Genomic DNA, 19,144 nt, shown 5'->3' on the forward strand with positions numbered 1-19,144 from the left:
CCCACTGGACAATAGGCTTTTATGACTAGGAGAGACACATAAATGGTTGACAAGATTTCAAGCTGGAAGTTCACGGAAGACTTTGCCACGGAGAGCCCAGCGATTATTGAGGCAAGGGCCAGAGCCGAGGAGCTCGGGATTGAGTGCATCACGGCTTCGGCCGGAGCGCACCTTGCCCTGCTGGCTTCAGCTCTCGGTGCCAAGGCCATCGTCGAGGCTGGCACCGGTGCCGGCGTCTCGGCTCTTTGGATGCTAAGTGCATCGGAGGACTCGGTCCTTGCAACCATAGACTCCCAGCCTGAATTTCAGGTGGCTGCCAGGCTTGCATTTAAGGAGGCCAAAATAGCCCCGACCAGAACTCGGGTTATTTCAGGTAAGGCGGTTGAGGTTATGTCGAACATGGCCGATGCGGCCTACGACCTGGTTTTGCTGGATGCCGACCGGAACGATCTGGAGGAGCAGCTAAGCCAAGCTTCAAGGCTGCTTAGACCCGGTGGAGTTTTGGTGATTGCTCACGCACTCTGGAGAGATCGGGTCCCGGACCCCGCGATGCGAGATGACGCGACGGTGATTTACCGAGATGTTTTGAGATTTTTCTCTGGGCAGCAAGATTTTGTATCTGCCCTATCTCCGGTTGGAGACGGCTTGCTGATGGCGAGCAAGAAAATTACTTCTTCTTTTTAACTACGCCCTCTAGGACTTGATGCAGATTCTTAGCTTCGTCCTCGTTTACTGAGACAACCAAACGGCCGCCGCCTTCAAGGGGAACGCGAAGAATGATTAATCCACGTGGTTCTCGTTCTGCTTCCATGGGGCCATCACCGGTGCGTGGCTTCATTGCTGCCATAACTAGACTCCTTGATTATTTAAGCTTTTCTGGTCTCAAGTTTATCAAAGATTTGGAGCAAGAAATTTTCGTAATCCCGCTTCACAGGCGTATATCTGGCTAGCTGGCACGTTTTCGTCGTCAGCATGCGCTTTATTTGGGTCTCCTGGACCGTAGTTAACTGCAGGAATGCCCATTTCACTGAATCTTGCAACATCTGTCCATCCATATTTTGGGTTGACTGGAGCTTGCACAGCATCAACAAAAGCCTTAGCTTCCGGTGAATTCATACCCGGTCTTGCTCCTGACGCACTATCAACGACTTTGAAATCAAAATCAGCAAACATTTTCTTCAAGTATCCCGTTGCATCTTCAACACTTCTTGAAGGTGCGAAACGATAATTCAGTGTCAGAGTGGCTTGATCCGGAATAACGTTTGTTGCAACACCTCCCTGGACCATGACCGCGTTCAGACTTTCCCTGAAAATAAGGCCATCTACCTCAATTTCCTCGGGCATGTAGGCATTTAGGATCTGAAGTGCTCCGCCGAGCTTGTGAATAGCGTTCGAGCCCATCCAGGGTCTGGCGGAGTGAGCCTTAATTCCTGTAAGGCTTAGCTCGATTCTCATGGTGCCATTGCAGCCACCCTCTATGGTGGCTGCGGTTGGCTCACACAAAATAGCGAAGTTGCCCTTGATTAGCTCAGGGTGATTTCGAACCAGTCGACCGAGCCCGTTTTTGGTGGCCTCTATCTCCTCCTGGTCGTAAAACACCCAAACCACGTCCATGGCCGGTTCTTTGATTTCGTCGGCCAGCTTCAACATCACTGCCAAACCGGCTTTCATATCCACAGTGCCACGACCCCAGATCACCTGCTCGCGTTCAAAGGACATCAGCTTGGAGGGAAGATTTTCTGCCACCGGCACGGTGTCGATGTGACCCGCAATAACAACCTGCTGAGGCAAACCCAGGTTTGTTTTAGCCACGATGGCGTTGCCATCGCGGGTAATTGAAAGGTGTGGGCTAGAAGCCAGAGCTTGCTCGATGGCGTCGGCGATTTGGGCTTCATTGCCCGATACGGACTCGATGTCAACTAGCTCGCGGGTTAGCTCAGCTACGTCCCCCGACAGATTTAGTTTCATACTCGCCACAGTTCAAGAGCCTAGCTTGTAATCTTGAGGGATGACTGAGATTTCATCCGCCTGGGGACACGGACTTGCCACCTACGACCAGAGAGGCAACGTTCTAGACGTTTGGTTCAGAGATCCAAAGCTAGGACCGGCCCCCGTGACCGACGAGCTGTGGGTAGTTCCGAAAGAGCTGGATGCACTAGTTGGTGAAGACCCGAGAAGGCTTGTCACAACCGGAGTGGTTAGAACCGAGTCAGACCTTACTCAGCCGGTATCTTCAGTGGAAGATGCTTACCTAAGACTTCACCTACTGTCACACCTTTTAGTCAAGCCGAATTCAATTAACCTAGAGGGCCTAATCCCGGCTTTGCCAATTGTTGCCTTTAGCTCAATTGGCTCAATTGCCCTCGAAGATCTAGATCAACTAAGGCCACTACTAACCAGAGCAGGGGTTTCAATCCACTCGGTGGATAAGTTCCCAAGATTGCTTGACTACGTCACTCCCAAAAAGGTGCGCATCGCCGATGCCTCGAGAGTAAGGTTGGGCGCTCACCTGTCTCCTGGAACCACAGTGATGCACGAGGGTTTTGTGAACTTCAATGCCGGAACACTTGGAGCCTCCATGGTCGAGGGAAGAATTTCGCAAGGAGTTATCGTCGACGATGGCGCAGACATCGGAGGCGGAGCCTCCATCATGGGAACCCTCTCCGGCGGCGGTAAAGAAAAAGTCTTTATTGGAAAGCGTGCGCTGCTTGGCGCAAATTCCGGCATTGGAATCTCAATCGGCGACGACACCGTGGTTGAGGCTGGCCTTTATGTGACCGCCGGAACCAAACTCACCCTCATTACTGACGAAGGCGAAAAAAATCTCAAGGCTCTAGAGCTTTCAGGGGTTGCCAACTTATTGTTTAGAAGAAACTCAATGACCGGAAGAGTTGAGGCGCTCTCTCGTTCCGGTGCCGGTGTGGTGCTAAATTCCGACCTGCACCGCTAAGAAACCTCTAGCTTCCTAGAACAGAATCCCAACCGGACAAATCAGCCGGTTGACCATCCAGCAAAACCGCTGGCTGACCTGACTCTAAAACTTTTCCTATCACCTTGAAAGATCTTGGGATTTCCGCCGAGGCTGGAAATGTTGCAAGCAGCGAGTGATCCTCACCGCCAGATAGAACCCACTGCCTCGGACTAACATCCAGCGACTGAGCGGGAAGTTCTAGCATTGCTTCAAAACCGAGTAAGTCCTTGCCATTTATCTCGATAGCAACAGCCGATGAAACAGCAATCCTAAAAAGGTCTTTTCCCAAACCGTCAGAGACATCCAGCATGCTGGTAGCTCCGGCTTGGTTGGCAACTAGTCCCTGACTAATCGGAGGCTCGGGCCGAAGCTGAGCATTTACCCATTCATCGTAGGAGCGAATCAGATCCTCTTTGCCAAATTGCAGCAGGGCAAGTCCGCAGGCGGCTTTTCCAAGCGGCCCACATACCGCAACCAGGTCACCGGCTTTTGCACCGGAGCGAAGCACCGGTTGCATTCCCTCGAGACTTCCGTGTACGGTGACCGAGACCACCAGTTGCTCGCCGGAAGCTAGATCTCCCCCGACAACGGCCGCTCCTGGTGACAAAGCATCGCAGGCGGCTTGAAGGCCGTCGGCAAAGTCCTCCAACCAAGAAATCTTGGTGGTTTTTGGAACCACCAGCGCAACCACCAAAACCGTTGGCTTTGCACCCATGGCAGCTATGTCAGCCAAATTAGACGCGACCGATTTGAAACCCAAATCAAAACCGGTCGACCACTCGAGTTTGAAATCATGATTTTCAACCAGGGTGTCGGTGGAAACCAGGAAAGAGTCCGTGGCGCTAACCACCGCAGCGTCATCGCCCGATCCAACCAGTGCTGCCTCTGCAGACTTTAGCCTTGCGACGGTTCGCTTCAGGCTCTCTATTTCGCCAAGCTCTGCCAGGGTCTTATCATCCACAAATCAAAGGTAGCCTTATTTTTGATGAGAAAAAAACACTTCCTGCTTACCTCGGCGGCTCTTAGCCTCGCCTTTTTGACTGGCTGTGCTCCAACCGTAGTGCTGGACCCTGCGGCCGATGCTAACAATCCGGAGTGTGCAGAAGTCATTGTCAGGCTCCCAGACACCCTCGCCGATCAGCCAAAGAGAACCGTGAACGCTCAGTCCACCGCCGCTTGGGGAGAACCGGTAGCGGTTATCTTGCGCTGCGGTTTAGAGCCCGTTGAGGTCTCACCGCTTCCCTGCGTCAGCGCATCGGACATCGATTGGCTAATCGATAACTCAAGTGCCCCGACCTTTAGGTTTATAAGCTACGCCCGTTTTCCAGCCACCGAAGTAATCGTTGATTCAAACAAGGTTGCGGGAGTCACGGTTCTTGAACAACTCGCTGGAGCAGTTGGTGTGCTAGAGCCAACAAAGCGCTGCACCGAAATAACGAATTAGTTTTCTAACGCCAGCTCAATAAGTTCAGAAACCAGTTCTCGAAAGTCCATTCCGGACTCCGCCCAGCAGCGCGGGAACATCGAAATCGAAGTGAAGCCCGGCATGGTGTTGATCTCGTTCAGCAAAAAGCCATCCTTGGTCAAGAACATGTCGACTCTGGCAAGCCCCGCGCAGCCCAAGGCCCTAAAGGCTCTAACCGCAAGGCTTTGCATCTCGGCAAGCTCTTGCTCGGATAGTTCCGCCGGACAGGTCAGCTTGGCGGAGTCAGAATCTAAGTACTTTGCCTCGAAGTCGTAAAACTCTCGACCGGTCACTGTGATTTCACCGGCGATTGAGACTCTCTCTAGCTCATCGGTTCGCCCCTCTAGAACTCCGCACTCTATCTCTCTGCCGGAAACCCCAACTTCAACAATCACCTTGTCGTCGTGATCAAGGGCATCGGCGACGGCTCCGGCGAGATCATCAAAGTTTTTAATCTTGGTGATTCCAACTGACGAACCGGCTCTGGCGGGCTTTACAAACACCGGGAGCTTTAGCTCTTTCAATGCCTCAAGGGAGGACTCTGGGTCGTTCACCATCTGCTTTGCAGTCACGACTCTAAAATCCGGAGTTTTGAGACCGGCGGCAATAAACAGGGTTTTGCTGAACTGCTTATCCATGGCAACAGCTGAAGCCAAGACACCGTTCCCGACGTAAGGAATTCCGGCGAGCTCTAAAAATCCCTGAATAGTCCCATCTTCACCAAAGGGTCCGTGAAGCACCGGAAACACAACATCAACTTTTCCAAGGCTTGATTTGTCGCCCTTGGCATCGGTTAGAAAAATCTCCCTGGAGCCATCTTGGCTAAAGCTGATTGTCTCGCCGGTGAAATTTACTTCTTGAAGGCCCTCGGATAAGCCAAGCTTCTTTGGGTCCTCATCGAATGGAACAAACTCGCCCTTTTTCGTGATTCCAATTGGAAGCAATTCAAACTTTGTAGTGTCAAGCGCGCCCATCACTCCGCCGGCGGAAGCTACAGAAATCGAGTGCTCGTTGGATTTTCCACCCAGCAAAACTGCGACACGTATTTTCTTGCTCATTACTCGCCCTGGGGCTCTTCGGTCTCGTGGGTTAGGTGAGGAGCGATGTCCTTGGGACTCATCTTGCCCTCAATCACAAGCTCCACCTGCTCAACAATTGGCATGCTGATGCCCTTGTCGCGAGCAAGCTCGAGGATTGTGGAAACCGATGCCAGACCCTCGGCAGTCTGGGAAAGCCTTGCTAGGACTTCACGTTTCGAGTAGCCCTTGCCGAGCATTTCTCCGGCCTTATGGTTTCTAGAAAGCGGTGACTCACTGGTGGCAATCAGGTCACCGAGACCAGCAAGACCGACCATTGTCTTTGGCTTTGCCCCGAAGGCCACCGCAAATCTGGAAATCTCAGAGACCCCACGGGTCATGATTGAGGCCTTGGTGTTTTGACCGTAGCCAACACCGTTGACAATACCGATTGCAACGGCAATCAAGTTCTTTAAGATTCCGCCGAACTCGGTGCCAATCACATCGGTGTTAGTAAAAGTCGTGAAGTATGAGTTGCTCGAGGCAGCTGCGACCAGCTTTGCGGATTCAAGTGAACTGGAGGCGGCAACCGATGCCGCGGGCTGCTCATCGGCAATCTCGAGGGCCAGGTTTGGACCCGACACCACAACGATTTTTTCTGGGTCGATTCCGGCTTCAGCAATTACCTGGCTCATGCGAAGGCCAGTATCTTTTTCGACACCCTTCATCAGAGAAACAACCATTGCATCCTTAGGGATGAGGTGACCCCAATCTGCAAGGTTTGCCCGAAGTGACTGCGATGGAACAGAGAGATAAACCTGAGTTGCGCCTTGTAAGACTTCAGTGATGTCGGCTGAGGCAGTTATTCCTACTGGTAGGTTCACACCCGGTAAGTAGTCACCATTTCGGTGGGACAGATTGATTTCATCTGCGAGCTCGGCTCTTCTTGCCCAAAGCGAAACCTCTGATCCGCCATCGGCTAGAACTTTGGCGAAGGTTGTTCCCCAGCTTCCCGCCCCGATTACCGCAACCTTGCTCAATTGATTTCGCCCTTCTTGGCTTTTTTTATGAAGTTTCCAGTTGTTGCCTGGCCTGCTGCTACCGGATCCCAGCGAAGCGCTGGCGCCTTTTCTCCCCTTAGCTGCTCAACTAATTTGGTGATGGCGTTCATTACAACTTCGGTTGCCTCTAAAACTTCCGATGGCTGTGGGTTTGGTTTCCGGAACTGATTCAAGTCAATCTCATCTCCGACTAGAAACGAAACTTTCTTCCAGAAGCCTGGGCGAAACTTACTGGAGTACCGAGCCATGATCTTCTCGCTTCCCCACTGTCCGACCGGGTAAACCGGGACACCGCTATCCAACGCGAGTCTCACCGCTCCAGTCTTACCGCGCATCGGCCAAGAATCTGGATCGCGAGTTAGGGTTCCTTCCGGAAACACACAGACCGAGTGCCCAGCCTGAAGATAGGCGTGAGCCACTCGAAGCGAGTCATCGTTTCTTTGACCACCGGTTCTAAAAACCGGTATCTGACCTGCGGCCAAAAGTATTGGTCCAACAAGGGGAATACGGAACAATCTTTCCTTGGTCAAAAAGTGCGGGGCTCTTTTGGTCTTGATGTAAATAAAGTAGGCAACTGCTAGGGCATCGATGTTCGTGGCATGATTCGGGGCAAGAATGTAAGCGCCAGACTTTGGAAGTTTTTCTAGACCCTGGACTTCAACCTTGAATAGCAAACGCACAAGCGGAGCGAGAATTCCAGCAACTATCCGAACCGCCAAGGTCATCTCCCTGGAGGTGATTTTTGGCATCGGAATTGCTTTTGGTTGGCTAGCCATGACTACTCAGAATAGCTAAAGTCGGCCCCGAGATTACCTAGCTTGTCCAGGAAGTGCTCGTAGCCCCTGGAAATCAACTGGACATTCCCCACGTTCGACACACCCTTGGCGGCAAGAGCTGCCACCATGTGGCTAAAGCCACCGCGCAGATCCGGAACCTCGATGTCAGCACCGGTCAAAGGGGTAGCTCCCGAGATAACCGCCGAGTGATAGAAGTTTCTCTGACCGAAGCGGCAAGGGTTCCCGCCCAAGCACTCACGGTAAATCTGAATCTGTGCGCCCATCTTCACAAGAGCATCGGTGAAACCAAAACGGTTTTCATAAACAGTCTCGTGCACAATTGATAGACCCTTGGCCTGGGTAAGTGCAACGACTAAGGGCTGCTGCCAGTCGGTCATAAATCCAGGGTGGACATCGGTCTCAATTACCACCGGGTGAAGATCTTCACCTTGTTGGTAAAAGCGTATGCCGTCATCTTCTATGTCAAAGGCTCCGCCAACTTTTCTAAAGACGTTTAGAAAAGTTGTCATTTCAAGTTGCTTGGCGCCGCCAACAAAAATGTTTCCCTTGGTGGTTAGCGCTGCCGCGGCCCAAGAGGCTGCTTCGTTGCGATCAAATAAGGCTCGGTGGGTATAGCCCTTTAGAGATTCAACTCCCTCAATGCGAATAACTCGATCGGTGTCAACCGAGATGATTGCGCCCATTTTTTGTAAGATGGCGATGAGGTCCATGATCTCTGGTTCAATTGCCGCACCCGATAGCTCGGTGATTCCGCGAGCTCTAACCGAGGTGAGTAGCACCTGCTCGGTGGCTCCAACGCTCGGATAGGGAAGTGTAACCTTGGCTCCGTGCAGGCCGTTCGGGGCGCTTAGCCTGGTGCCGTTCGGGCTTTTTTCAATGATTGCCCCGAAGTTTCGAAGAACATCGAGGTGAAAATCAACCGGACGGTCTCCGATGTGACAGCCGCCCAGGTCCGGGATAAAGGCTTCCCCGAGCTGATGAAGCAGCGGTCCACAAAACAAAATTGGAATTCTGGAAGATCCTGCGTGGGCGTCGATGTCTACCATTCGGGCTTGCTTAACTCCCCTGGGGTCCAACTGCATGACACCAGAGTCATCAAAATCAATTGTTACGCCATGCAGTTCGAGAAGTCTCGATACAACCTCGACGTCACTGATCTTTGGGACGTCCTTCAAGATAGAGGGGCTATCCGCCAGAAGGGCTGCAACCATCGCCTTAGTGACAAGGTTTTTTGCACCCTTGAGGTCCACGCGACCAACTAGCGGCTTTCCGCCGTTTACTACAATCTGACTCAAACTAGATCCCCTTGGCTGGAAGGGTCTTAGGTCTCCAGGACTCACGGCTTGATTCAAAGGCGGTGATGGCTGGTTCATCACGGAGAGTAAGACCGATGTCGTCTAGGCCCTCCATCAATCGCCACTTCGTGTACGGGTCAATTTCAAAACTGGCCGTTAGCTCGCCAATAGAAACGGTCTGGTTTGGTAAATCCACCGTTGCCGACACTCCAGGATTGGAATCAATCAAATCCCAAAAGGCTTTTGTTTCTTCCTCGGTGATAACTCCGGTTATGAATCCCTGCTTTCCTGAGTTGCCGCGAAAGATATCCGCAAACTTGGCCGAGAAGACAGCCTTGAAGCCCCAGTCTTTGAGTGCCCAGACGGCGTGCTCTCTCGATGAGCCAGTTCCAAAATCAGGTCCCGCAATTAGCACCTCGCCGTTTGCGAAAACCGGCTGGTTCAAAACAAATTCCGGGTCCTGCTTCCAAGATGCAAATAGCGCATCTTCGAAACCGGTCTTGGTAATTCGCTTTAGATAAACGGCTGGAATGATCTGATCGGTGTCTACGTTGGAGCGCTTGAGTGGAACGGCAACTCCAGAAAACTTCTCTACTTTTTCCACTTAGACCAAAACCTCCAGATCGGCTGGAGAAGACAGCGTTCCACGAATTGCGGTAGCGGCTGCAACCAGAGGTGACACAAGGTGGGTTCTTGCACCCTTACCCTGGCGTCCTTCAAAGTTTCTGTTTGAAGTCGATGCGGCCCGCTCGCCAACGGCCAGCTGATCTGGGTTCATACCCAAACACATCGAACATCCTGCAAATCTCCACTCGGCACCGAACTCCTTGAATATCTTGTCGATACCCTCTTGCTCTGCCTGCAGGCGAACCTTCTGAGAACCAGGAACGACCATCATGCGAACACCCTCGGCTTTTTTCTGGCCCTTGATGATCGCAGCCGCCGCACGGAGATCTTCGATACGGGAATTGGTGCAAGAACCTAGGAAAACGGTTTGTACTGCAATTTCCTTCATCGGAGTTCCGGCTTTGAGATCCATATATTCCAAAGCTCGCTCGGCAGCAGCTCGCTCGTTTGGATCCTCTATATCCGCCGGGTCTGGAACAGAGTCCAGAAGTGAAACACCTTGACCGGGGTTAGTACCCCAGGTGACAAACGGGTCAAGCTGGTCGGCGTCTAAAAATACCTCGGCGTCAAACACCGCTCCCTCATCGGTTGGAAGTGTCTTCCAGTACTCGAGGGCCTTATCCCAGTCCTCGCCCTGAGGGGCGTGCGGACGATCCTTCAGGTAAGCGAAGGTGATCTCATCCGGTGCAACCATTCCGGCCCGAGCTCCTGCCTCAATCGACATGTTGCAAATCGTCATACGGCCTTCCATAGAAAGCGAGCGAATAGCGCTTCCGCGGTATTCCAAAACATAGCCCTGGCCTCCGCCGGTTGAGATCTTGGCGATTACGGCCAAGATGATGTCCTTGGCGGTGACCCCCGGGCGCAGCGTTCCCTCAACGTTTATGGCCATGGTCTTGAAAGATTTCAGCGGCAGGGTCTGGGTTGCAAGCACGTGCTCAACTTCACTGGTTCCAATGCCCATTGCCAGGGCCCCGAAGGCTCCGTGGGTCGAGGTGTGTGAATCGCCACACACCACAGTGATGCCAGGCATGGTGAGACCAAGCTGTGGACCAACCACGTGAACAATGCCCTGGTTTTTGTCTCCCAGTGAATGAAGTCGAATACCAAACTCGGCAGCGTTTTTACGCAGTGCCTCGATCTGGGTTCTTGAGGTTAGGTCAGCAATTGGCTTATCGATGTTGATGGTCGGAGTGTTGTGATCTTCGGTAGCGATAGTTAGATCCGGCCGACGAACTTTACGACCAGCGAGGCGAAGACCATCGAAGGCCTGAGGGCTGGTTACCTCGTGAACTAGGTGAAGATCAATGTACAAAAGGTCGGGTGCGCCGTCTTTACCCTCGGCTACCAAGTGGCTGGCCCAGAGTTTTTCAGCCAGTGTTAGTGGCTTAGATTTTGTCGACATTAGCTTTTTTGACACCTCAAATTTGCTGAATCTATAGTTTACCAATCAAGGAGTAGATTGGGCAGGTGAATGATTTAGGCCTTGAATTCCTGCAGAAAAGAACGGTTAGAACCCTAGCCCTGGGCCAAATACTTGGAGGCTTCGGCCTCGGATCAACACTCTCTATTGGAGCACTCTTAGCAGCAGACCTGTCTGGAACCGTTGCGTGGTCCGGTGCTGCTGCCACATTTTCCACTCTCGGAGCAGCAGTATGGGCTATACCGCTTGCTAGGCTCGCATTCGCAAGAGGCAGAAGAATAGCTCTTGCTCTCGGAGCATCGCTTGCCATCTCGGGTGCAACCCTTGTGATAGTTGCTGCCGAAATTAGATTTTTTCCACTGCTTCTTGTTTCTCTTTTTCTCCTGGGTGCCGGTTCAGCAGCCGGACTGCAGGCTCGGTTTGCGGCAACCGATATTCCAACCGGTAAAAAAGTTGGCAAGGATCTGTCTCTTGTTGTTTGGGCGACCACAATCGGAGCAGTCACCGGACCGAATCTTTTTGGCCCGGGTGAAATAGTCGGAAGATTCCTTGGTCTCCCAGAACTTACCGGGCCTTTCGTTTTCACAATCGCAGCCCAGGTGATGGCAACGACAGTGTTTTGGTTTGGCCTAAGGCCCGACCCATTATTGGTTGCCAAGCAAATTGCAGCCGATAGCCTTCAGACCAAGCCCAAAGTCTCGCTGGCAAGCGCTTTTTCGACCCTCAAAAAGTACCCGGTTGCCGCCTACGCGATGATCACCATCTCTCTATCCCACATGGTCATGGTTTCTGTCATGAGTATGACTCCGGTTCACGTCACAAGCCACGGAGGCTCTTTGACAGTGGTGGGCTTTGTTATCTCGCTACACATCTTGGGCATGTATGCCTTTGCCCCGCTGTTTGGAATCCTGAGCGACAAAATAGGCCCGGTCAAAACCGTATTGACCGGCCAGCTTATTTTTGTAGCAGCACTGCTTATCGCAGGCCTGGGCTCCGAGGAGCAGCACTTGGTCACCTTTGGCCTGTTTCTTCTCGGGCTCGGCTGGTCAGCCGCAACAGTTTCTGGATCGGCACTCTTAGCAGTTAGCGTTCCGGTTGATCAAAAGACAAATGTTCAGGGCCTCAGCGATTCCCTGATGAACCTATCGGGAGCAATCGGTGGAGCAATCGCTGGAACCTTTGTTGCGCTATTCCTATTTACCGGCTTGAACCTGATTGCCTTGGTGCCGGTGACTGTTATCGTGATTTCTTCGATGCTGGTGGCAAACTACCGAGCACAGCTAGCAAAGACCGTAAGTATCGAAAATCTTCCAGTCCACGAATAAACCTTAAAGAGAAATTCGCTCCCGAGATTTTGTCATCGAGAGCGAATTTTGTGACCCCAGCGGGATTCGAACCCGCGCCGCTGCCGTGAGAGGGCAGTGTCCTAGGCCGCTAAACGATGGGGCCGTATAGCAACCTTGCCATTATGCCACACCTACCAATGACTAACTAGACCCCTTTGATGGCGGGGGCAATTACCTTCAACGCTCCGGGCACAACCTCTGCATAAAACGGCGCTTGACCAACGTATTCACCGTCTGAGTAGATAGGCATACCACTTGCGGTAATTGAAATGTTTGTTGCTCTTAGAATCTCAACATCTTTATCGGTCACGTGGGTTCCTTTATAGACCTTGGGGAAGATGGCAACAAACTTCAGCCGGCTCATTTTCTTCACTAAAATCACATCTAGCAATCCATCCGTTAATGAAGCATCTGGAACAATTAGCATTCCTCCACCGAAGACTCCGGTGTTACTAACCACGCACAGCATTGCTTCAAAATCCCGTGAATTGCCATCAATTACGCTCTGATATTTGATTGGCTTGAACTTGGCAAGTTCAAGCAACATAGCCACGTAATAACGCATCGGACCCTTAGGCCAACTGATTGAATTAGCCCTGGCAGCAGCCAGGGCATCAAAACCAGCTGACGCTGAGCCTATGGCCCAGGTGGATTTGATTCCGTGAGTGATCTTTATGGCGTCAATTGACTTATGGGTTGACAGGTTTTCTAAGATCAACTCAACACAGGCTCCGGTGTCAGCTATTGGCATTCCAAATACTGCGGCCGCATCGTTTCCGGTTCCGGCGGGAATCAGGGCCATCGGAATGTTCTTCCCGGCACAAACATTAGCCCCGAGGTGTGCCATACCGTCGCCACCAACAAGAACGACGGCATCTATCGCTCCGCGATAAATTGCGTTTTCAATTCGATCCCGTGCTGAAATCATGCTCTCAGCAGAAAGGTTGATGACCTGGTGGCCAGTCGCTTCCAGAAGTTTTAGGACCTCTTCGCCAACACCGTTCCCCCTGCCGCCACCGGCAACAGGATTCACTGCAACCCCGAGTCTCAAAGACAAAACCTTACTTCTCCTTGGGGCAATTTTGCCCCTCGCTCATTTCTTGGAACAATAGCACCGAGTTATCGGCTCGGTCTTGTTGTGAAAGACGGTGTCGAAGTCTTGGTTTTTACCACTAGCTAGACTTTAAGCCATGAAGCTAACAAAACACTCTCACGCCTGCCTAGAACTTGAACATCTAGGTAAAAAGGCTTTCATCGACCCCGGCTTTTTTACCGAAGACGTCTCAGCGACCAAAGATGTAGTGGCCCTGGTAATAACCCACGCCCACGACGATCACTGCTTCGAGACACAAGCTGCCGGCCTGCTGGCACATAACCCAGGCATGAAGATTTTTGGGACTAGCGAGGTGGCAGGCAAACTTTCCTCACTTCCGGTCACAACTGTGTATCACGGTGATTTCTACGAAGTTGAGGGCTTTAGCTTTGAATTCTTTGGGGATATGCACCAGATAATTCACAAATCCATCCCCCTGATTCAAAACACCGCGGTCATGGTCAACGACACTCTTTATTACCCAGGAGATAGCTACACAACTCCGGAAAAAAAGGTCAAGGTCTTAGCTTGCCCAACCAGCGCACCCTGGCTCAAAATCGGCGACGTAATGGATTTCATTGCAGCGGTTAGACCAGAAAAAAGCTTCGCAACCCACAATTCCCTACTCTCTGAGCGGGGCCACGATCTAAATAATGCCCGCGTGAAACAGGTCACGGAGGAAAACGGTGGGAGCTTTACATATCTATTGGATGGCGACAGCCTAGAAATCTAACTTGCTGGGGTACCTGGACTCGAACCAAGAACAAATGAACCAGAATCATCCGTGTTGCCAATTACACCATACCCCAAGGTATTTTTTGCTGGACCTTGGTCCAGCCTCCAATCTTAGCTTCTTCGGCTAGCTACCGGCAAACAGCTCTAGTCGAGCCAGCGTTTGCGCTTTACCCAGAATTTCCATCGACTCAAATAGCGGCGGTGAAACTCGCCGGCCCGAGATCGCTGTGCGAAGCGGTCCGAATGCATTCTTTGGCTTTTCGCCCATCTCTTCAATTAGAACCTTGTTGAGCAAAGTTTGAATTGTCTCTGTAGAGAAATCATCCACTGCGGTCAGTGCGGCAATTGATGCCCTTGCGATTTCCTTGGCGTTTTCAGGAAGACCCTTCTTGGCATCGTCTTGGATTTCAATCTTGGAAGAATCAACAAACAAAAAGCTCAGCATGCCGGTTGCTTCCCCGAGCACGGTGATTCGTTCTTGAATGAGGGGCGCTGCCTTGGTAAGAATCTCAAGCTCCTCAGGTTTTACTGGAGAGGACAAAACTGCATCTTTTTGCAGGTATGGAATTAGCCGCTTCGTGAAATCTTCAAGGGAAAGCGTCCTGATGTGGCTTGCGTTGATCGAGTCCGCTTTTTTCAGATCAAACCTTGCGGGGTTTGGGTTCACATCCTTGACATCAAACGCCTTGGCCATCTCCTCAAGCGAGAAGATGTCCTGATCTGCGCTTAGTCCCCAGCCCAGAAGGGCTAGATAGTTCAGGAGTCCCTCAGGGATAAAGCCGCGGTCGCGGTGGTGAAATAGATTGCTCTCCGGGTCACGCTTTGAAAGCTTCTTATTGCCCTCTCCCATCACGTAAGGCAGGTGACCGAACTGTGGAATAAAGGTTGTAATTCCAGCTTGAACCATCGCGTTATAGAGCGCGATTTGGCGCGGGGTTGAAGAAAGTAAGTCTTCGCCCCGAAGCACGTGGGTTACTCCCATCAGGGCATCATCGACTGGGTTTACAAGTGTGTAGAGCGGCTGACCGTTTGGGCGAACCACAACAAAGTCTGGAAAAGAAGCGGCCGGAAAGGTAATCTCTCCTCGAACTAGGTCGGTAAAGCTAATCTCGGAATCCGGCACCCGAAGCCTAAGTGCTGGCGTTCTTCCTTCAGCCAAGTACTTATCTTTCTGGGCTTGATCTAAATCACGCTCTGAATTGTCGTATCCAATCTGTTTAGCTCGCCCAGCAGCTTCGTTCCTGGCATCGATTTCTTCTCCGGTTAGGAAGCTTTCATATAGGTGTCCTGCGGCTTTGAGCTTGTCTATTGCCTCTTTGTAAATTTCCATCCGCTGCGACTGGCGATACGGTTCGTTAGGTCCACCAACGTCAATACCTTCGTCCCAGTCCAGCCCCAGCCAATTCAGAGCCTCGATGATCTGCTGGTAGCTTTCCTCGGAGTCTCTTTCCTGGTCGGTATCTTCGATACGGAAGATAAAGGTTCCACCGGTGTGACGGGCGTAGGCCCAGTTAAAAAGTGCTGTTCGAACCAAACCAACGTGCGGAGTTCCAGTTGGGCTCGGGCAAAAGCGCACCCGAACATCTTTACCGGTCGCGGTTGAGAAAGGAGCTGTGATTTGGCTTGTCATTATGAGATAAGTCTAGAAGGCGATTGAGACACTGAAGCGATCTTTGTGCACAGGCCAAAAAAATACCTAGGCCACGGTGTTTGCAAGAGTGCCAATGCCCTCAACTTCGCACTCAACCAAATCTCCCGAGCTAATCACGCTGATTCCAGCCGGAGAGCCGGTCAGGATGATGTCCCCGGGCAGTAGAGTCATGTTCTTTGAAGTGTGAGAAACGATCGTTCGAATGTTGTGAGTCATCTTTGTTATCGAGGAGTGCTGCTTTACCTCTCCATTGATGCGCGATTCAACCACTTGTTCTTCGGGTAGAAACTCGGTTTCAATCCAGGGGCCCAGTGGGCAAAAGGTATCAAACGCTTTGGACCTGGCCCACTGGCCATCTGTGAACTGAAGATCTCTTGCAGTCACATCATTAGCGATGGTGTATCCAAAGACATAGTCCAGGGCGTCTTTCTCAGAAACATTCTTGGCAAGTTTTCCAATCACCACGGTTAGCTCAGCCTCCAGCTCAACCTGGCTAGACTGCGGCGGCAAAACAATTGCGTCTCCGTGACCAATTATCGAGCTCGAGGGCTTGAAGAAGATCAGCGGTTCAATAGTTATGTCTTCCCCAATTTCGGCAGCGTGCTCAGCAAAGTTTTTACCGATGCAGATTACCTTTGATGGAATCGTCGGAGCCAAAAGCTTTACTTCCTTTAGCGGAATACGCTCCCCTGTGGTGTCAAAGCCAACCGCCAGCGGGTGACCTTTTAGAACGACAAGTTCAGGCCCATCGACTATTCCGTACCTGGGTTCAGCACCATTTGAGAATCTTGCTACCTTCACGCGGAGAGCCTGTGCATCCAGCCGTGCTTATCTTCTAGCCGGCCATACTGAATGCCGGTTAGCTCCTCACGAAGCGAAACAGTCAGTCGCCCAGGCTCAGTATCTGCAGAGCCGATTTCTTCTTCGCGAGATTTTAGTAATCCAACCGGTGTTATAACTGCAGCAGTTCCACAAGCAAAGATCTCGGTGATTTCCCCCGAGGAGAATCCCTTGCGGATCTCATCGAGGGTTACTTTTCTTTGCTGAACCTCGTGGCCCCGATCGGTCAACAAAGTAATGATCGAATCCCTAGTGATACCGCGAAGGATTGTTCCATCCAGTTCCGGTGTCACAACGTGACCGTCTTTATAGACAAAAAACAGGTTCATGCCGCCAAGCTCTTCAATGTATGTTGCACTCTCAGCATCCAAGAACATAACCTGCGAGCAGCCGTTGGAGTAGCCCTCGTCTTGAGCCAGCAAAGAAGCTGCGTAGTTGCCACCGGTCTTGGCTTCACCGGTGCCGTGCTTACCGGCGCGAGCTGAGTCCAAAGCAATCCAGATCGATACCGGCTTTACTCCGCCGGTGAAATAGGGTCCAACTGGAGATGCAATAACCCGGTACTCCGCGCGGTGAGCCGCGCGAACACCTAGGAAGTTCTCGGAAGCTATCTCAAAAGGTCTAAAGTACAAAGTCTTTTCGTTTTCTGGCTTTGGAACCCAAGCACCGTCAACCGCAATTAGCTGCTTCAGGGATTCAATGAAGATTTCCTCAGGAAGCTCAGGCAGGGCCATGCGCTTAGCGCTTCTTCGAATGCGCTCGGCGTTCATCTTTGGTCTAAAGGTCCAGATTGATCCGTCGTCGTGGCGGTAGCCCTTGATTCCCTCAAAGATTTCCTGTCCGTAGTGCAGCACGGCGTTGGACGGGTCCATCAGAATGGGGCCGTAAGGAATCACTTCAGCCGAGTGCCAGCCCTTGTCTTTTTCCCACACCACAACCACCTGGTGGTCGGTGAAGTGTGTTCCAAAAGTCGGGTTGGCGATAATCGCCTCGCGCTCGGCATCAGGAAGCGGATTCTGATTCCTGGTGACCTTAAAGCTCAAGCTCATGATTTTCCTCTAAAGATTCTCGAAGATTGCGTCAGCAATCTCAGTGGTTGATTTACCCGACTGACCATTGGCCAGTGCAGTTGCTATTGCGGCTTCTAGCCGGTCAGCAGCTTCGACTTCCCCGATGTGACGGGCAAGCATTGCAGCCGATTGAATGGCTGCGGTTGGGTTGGCCTTGTTTTGGCCTGCAATATCGGGAGCGGATCCGTGTACCGGCTCAAACATCGATGGGAACTTCCCCGTTGGGTTTATGTTTCCACTTGCAGCTAACCCGATGCCGCCGCTTATGGCGGCGGCCAGGTCAGTAATGATGTCTCCAAATAGATTATCGGTCACAATCACATCAAAGCGAGCAGGGTCGGTGACCATAAATATGGTCGCTGCGTCAATATGCAGGTAATCGTGGGAAACCCCGGGGTATTCCTTGGCAACCCGGTTCACGGTGTCCTGATACAGGCTTCCGGCCCTAACCAAAACGTTGTGTTTGTGAACCAGGGTCAGCTTCTTGCGAGCGCGGGTGGAAGCTAACTCAAAGGCGTAGCGAATAATCCGCTCAACGCCTGAGGCTGTGTTGATCGAGTACTCGGTTGCAGTTTCTTCAGCAGTTCCTTTGTTGGTGACCTCGCCTTGACCAAGGTATAGACCTTCGGTGCCCTCACGAACCACAACAAAGTCGATTTCTCCGGGGTTAGCCAAAGGAGACATAACACCCGGAAGGAGCTTTGTTGGACGCAGGTTCACGAAGTGATCAAAGCCAAAGCGTAGCTTCAGCAAGAATCCTCGCTCCAAAATCCCAGATGGAACGCTTGGGTCTCCAATAGCCCCAAGCAAAAGAACATCTTCTTTAGCTAGGTCCTCTAGATCAGCCTCGGTTAGTGCCTCACCGGTTGCGTTATAGCGCTTAGCGCCAAAGTCATACTCGGTCTTTATGAAGGTAACATCTGGAGCTGCAAGCTCCAGGGCGCGAACGGCGTGAATCGTGACCTCAGGTCCGATGCCATCTCCTGGGATTACCCCCAGCTTCACGGTCTTAGCCAATTACTTCTCCAAAAACTCTTGATACCTCTTATACAGCTACCAATACACCCTATAAAGAGGCAGAACCTCAACTTTACTGGCTTGTACTGGGCCCCAAAGAATCAGGGCCTAAAAGAGATTCTCTTGCCGTGCATAATCACTTTGAGCCGGGCAACCGCTGACTTACTCAATCCCCCGAGAGTTGAGAGCTCTGACTCGGTCAGTTTTCTAAGGTCCGAGACCTTATAGAGCTTGGCATCAACTAAGGCTCTCCTAGCCGGCGCCGAAAGTCCAATGGCTCGCCAGTGAGTGTCGAAGGCGTCGTAGCTAGCGGGGTCTTCGGGGCTCGGGGCAAGTGGCTTCGGGTTCTTAGAAGGCTTTGCCATACCAGTAAGTCTATGGAGCCATTAGCGGAGGACTTTGCAAACCACTGTTACCTTTTGGTGGACTTGGAGATTAGTTCTAAAGGTTAGTCAGCAACAGTTGGTCGCAGGCAGTGACTTACGGGATTTGTCGAGCTCTGCCTTTGAATTCTCAATTTCTGAAATCAAAATGGCATCCGGGTAGAAACCATCAGGATAGGTTGGGCATACCGCCGAATAGCCGATGTCTCTTTTTAATACGAGGCCAGCCAAGTCTTTTGATTTCATGTAATCAACCGCATCCGCTTCCGATTCGAAAGGCTTACTGCATTTCGTGTAGTTCCATTCGCTCATGCGGCCCAGTATACATAAATTGCGAATAGGTCCCTGAAAAGA

General features: G+C 51.7%; 21 protein-coding genes and 2 tRNA genes. 5 read left to right on the forward strand and 18 right to left on the reverse strand.

Annotated features, from left to right (window positions below; genetic code table 11):
* The first annotated feature begins 42 nt into the window (after positions 1–42).
* Entirely contained in the window at positions 43–684 is a 642-nt protein-coding gene (locus WAO31_RS02585) for an O-methyltransferase (protein ID WP_509589883.1), read from the forward strand.
* On the opposite strand, the gene WAO31_RS02590 is transcribed toward WAO31_RS02585, so the two are convergent.
* Both WAO31_RS02590 and dapE read right to left on the reverse strand, forming a co-directional pair.
* Positions 668–847, reverse strand: a complete 180-nt coding sequence (locus WAO31_RS02590; protein ID WP_509589885.1) for a DUF3117 domain-containing protein — start codon at positions 845–847, stop codon at positions 668–670. The two genes, WAO31_RS02585 and WAO31_RS02590, sit on opposite strands and share 17 nt — an antisense overlap.
* 44 nt (positions 848–891) lie before the next feature.
* Entirely contained in the window at positions 892–1,968 is a 1,077-nt protein-coding gene (gene dapE, locus WAO31_RS02595) for a succinyl-diaminopimelate desuccinylase (protein WP_509589888.1), read from the reverse strand.
* Between the two features lie 40 nt (positions 1,969–2,008).
* On the opposite strand from dapE, the gene dapD reads away from it, so the two are divergent.
* A complete protein-coding gene (gene dapD, locus WAO31_RS02600; RefSeq protein WP_509589891.1) occupies positions 2,009–2,950 on the forward strand; it encodes a 2,3,4,5-tetrahydropyridine-2,6-dicarboxylate N-succinyltransferase in 942 nt (313 codons plus the stop codon).
* Positions 2,951–2,957: 7 nt separating this feature from the next.
* Here dapD and WAO31_RS02605 read toward each other — a convergent pair whose 3' ends face one another.
* Positions 2,958–3,932, reverse strand: coding sequence for a thiamine-phosphate kinase (locus tag WAO31_RS02605; protein ID WP_509589894.1), 975 nt, complete (start codon positions 3,930–3,932; stop codon positions 2,958–2,960).
* Positions 3,933–3,956: 24 nt separating this feature from the next.
* On the opposite strand from WAO31_RS02605, the gene WAO31_RS02610 reads away from it, so the two are divergent.
* Positions 3,957–4,415, forward strand: coding sequence for a DUF3515 family protein (locus WAO31_RS02610; RefSeq protein ID WP_509589896.1), 459 nt, complete (start codon positions 3,957–3,959; stop codon positions 4,413–4,415).
* Here the strand turns inward: WAO31_RS02610 and WAO31_RS02615 are convergent.
* From WAO31_RS02615 to leuC, 6 genes are read right to left on the reverse strand one after another with little or no spacing between them, the layout of a single operon-like run.
* The gene (locus WAO31_RS02615; protein ID WP_509589899.1) at positions 4,412–5,494 is read right to left on the reverse strand and encodes a D-alanine--D-alanine ligase family protein; all 1,083 of its coding nucleotides are present in this window, start codon (positions 5,492–5,494) and stop codon (positions 4,412–4,414) included. The two genes, WAO31_RS02610 and WAO31_RS02615, sit on opposite strands and share 4 nt — an antisense overlap.
* A complete protein-coding gene (locus tag WAO31_RS02620) occupies positions 5,494–6,492 on the reverse strand; it encodes an NAD(P)H-dependent glycerol-3-phosphate dehydrogenase (protein ID WP_509589901.1) in 999 nt (332 codons plus the stop codon). Before WAO31_RS02620 ends, WAO31_RS02615 begins: the two co-directional genes overlap by 1 nt.
* Positions 6,489–7,262 carry a lysophospholipid acyltransferase family protein gene (locus WAO31_RS02625; protein WP_509589904.1) on the reverse strand — a complete coding sequence of 258 codons (774 nt, stop codon included), beginning with the start codon at positions 7,260–7,262 and terminating at the stop codon, positions 6,489–6,491. The genes WAO31_RS02620 and WAO31_RS02625 overlap by 4 nt, the downstream gene beginning before the upstream one ends.
* Before the next feature lie 29 nt (positions 7,263–7,291).
* Positions 7,292–8,605 (reverse strand): UDP-N-acetylglucosamine 1-carboxyvinyltransferase, encoded by a 1,314-nt coding sequence (gene murA / locus WAO31_RS02630; protein WP_509589906.1) that lies wholly within the window; start codon positions 8,603–8,605, stop codon positions 7,292–7,294.
* Position 8,606: 1 nt separating this feature from the next.
* On the reverse strand, positions 8,607–9,209 hold the full coding sequence (gene leuD, locus WAO31_RS02635; RefSeq protein WP_509589908.1) for a 3-isopropylmalate dehydratase small subunit: 603 nt from the start codon (positions 9,207–9,209) through the stop codon (positions 8,607–8,609).
* Positions 9,210–10,637 carry a 3-isopropylmalate dehydratase large subunit gene (gene leuC, locus WAO31_RS02640; RefSeq protein ID WP_509589911.1) on the reverse strand — a complete coding sequence of 476 codons (1,428 nt, stop codon included), beginning with the start codon at positions 10,635–10,637 and terminating at the stop codon, positions 9,210–9,212.
* A gap of 65 nt (positions 10,638–10,702) precedes the next feature.
* Here leuC and WAO31_RS02645 point away from each other — a divergent pair, with 65 nt between their 5' ends.
* A complete protein-coding gene (locus WAO31_RS02645; RefSeq protein WP_509589913.1) occupies positions 10,703–11,980 on the forward strand; it encodes an MFS transporter in 1,278 nt (425 codons plus the stop codon).
* A 51-nt stretch (positions 11,981–12,031) separates the two neighbouring features.
* On the opposite strand, the gene WAO31_RS02650 is transcribed toward WAO31_RS02645, so the two are convergent.
* A tRNA-Glu gene (locus WAO31_RS02650) sits at positions 12,032–12,104 on the reverse strand.
* A 42-nt stretch (positions 12,105–12,146) separates the two neighbouring features.
* Positions 12,147–13,058 (reverse strand): diacylglycerol/lipid kinase family protein, encoded by a 912-nt coding sequence (locus tag WAO31_RS02655; protein WP_509589915.1) that lies wholly within the window; start codon positions 13,056–13,058, stop codon positions 12,147–12,149.
* Between the two features lie 133 nt (positions 13,059–13,191).
* Here WAO31_RS02655 and WAO31_RS02660 point away from each other — a divergent pair, with 133 nt between their 5' ends.
* A complete protein-coding gene (locus WAO31_RS02660; protein WP_509589918.1) occupies positions 13,192–13,827 on the forward strand; it encodes an MBL fold metallo-hydrolase in 636 nt (211 codons plus the stop codon).
* Between the two features lie 4 nt (positions 13,828–13,831).
* Here WAO31_RS02660 and WAO31_RS02665 read toward each other — a convergent pair.
* The 7 genes from WAO31_RS02665 to WAO31_RS02695 all read right to left on the reverse strand — a co-directional run.
* A tRNA-Gln gene (locus WAO31_RS02665) sits at positions 13,832–13,903 on the reverse strand.
* A gap of 50 nt (positions 13,904–13,953) precedes the next feature.
* A complete protein-coding gene (gltX, locus tag WAO31_RS02670) occupies positions 13,954–15,459 on the reverse strand; it encodes a glutamate--tRNA ligase (protein ID WP_509589920.1) in 1,506 nt (501 codons plus the stop codon).
* Positions 15,460–15,525: 66 nt separating this feature from the next.
* Positions 15,526–16,281 (reverse strand): fumarylacetoacetate hydrolase family protein, encoded by a 756-nt coding sequence (locus tag WAO31_RS02675; protein WP_509589923.1) that lies wholly within the window; start codon positions 16,279–16,281, stop codon positions 15,526–15,528.
* Positions 16,278–17,369 carry a branched-chain amino acid aminotransferase gene (locus WAO31_RS02680; protein WP_509589926.1) on the reverse strand — a complete coding sequence of 364 codons (1,092 nt, stop codon included), beginning with the start codon at positions 17,367–17,369 and terminating at the stop codon, positions 16,278–16,280. The genes WAO31_RS02675 and WAO31_RS02680 overlap by 4 nt, the downstream gene beginning before the upstream one ends.
* 9 nt (positions 17,370–17,378) lie before the next feature.
* Complete coding sequence (locus WAO31_RS02685) at positions 17,379–18,407, reverse strand: 3-isopropylmalate dehydrogenase (RefSeq protein WP_509589929.1); 1,029 nt, start codon at positions 18,405–18,407, stop codon at positions 17,379–17,381.
* Positions 18,408–18,508: 101 nt separating this feature from the next.
* Positions 18,509–18,772 carry a helix-hairpin-helix domain-containing protein gene (locus WAO31_RS02690; protein WP_509589932.1) on the reverse strand — a complete coding sequence of 88 codons (264 nt, stop codon included), beginning with the start codon at positions 18,770–18,772 and terminating at the stop codon, positions 18,509–18,511.
* An 87-nt stretch (positions 18,773–18,859) separates the two neighbouring features.
* On the reverse strand, positions 18,860–19,144 hold a 285-nt coding region (locus WAO31_RS02695), incomplete at its 5' end, for a hypothetical protein (protein ID WP_509589935.1).

It is taken from the genome of Rhodoluna sp. (assembly GCF_049276775.1).
In the GTDB taxonomy this organism is placed as follows: domain Bacteria; phylum Actinomycetota; class Actinomycetes; order Actinomycetales; family Microbacteriaceae; genus Rhodoluna.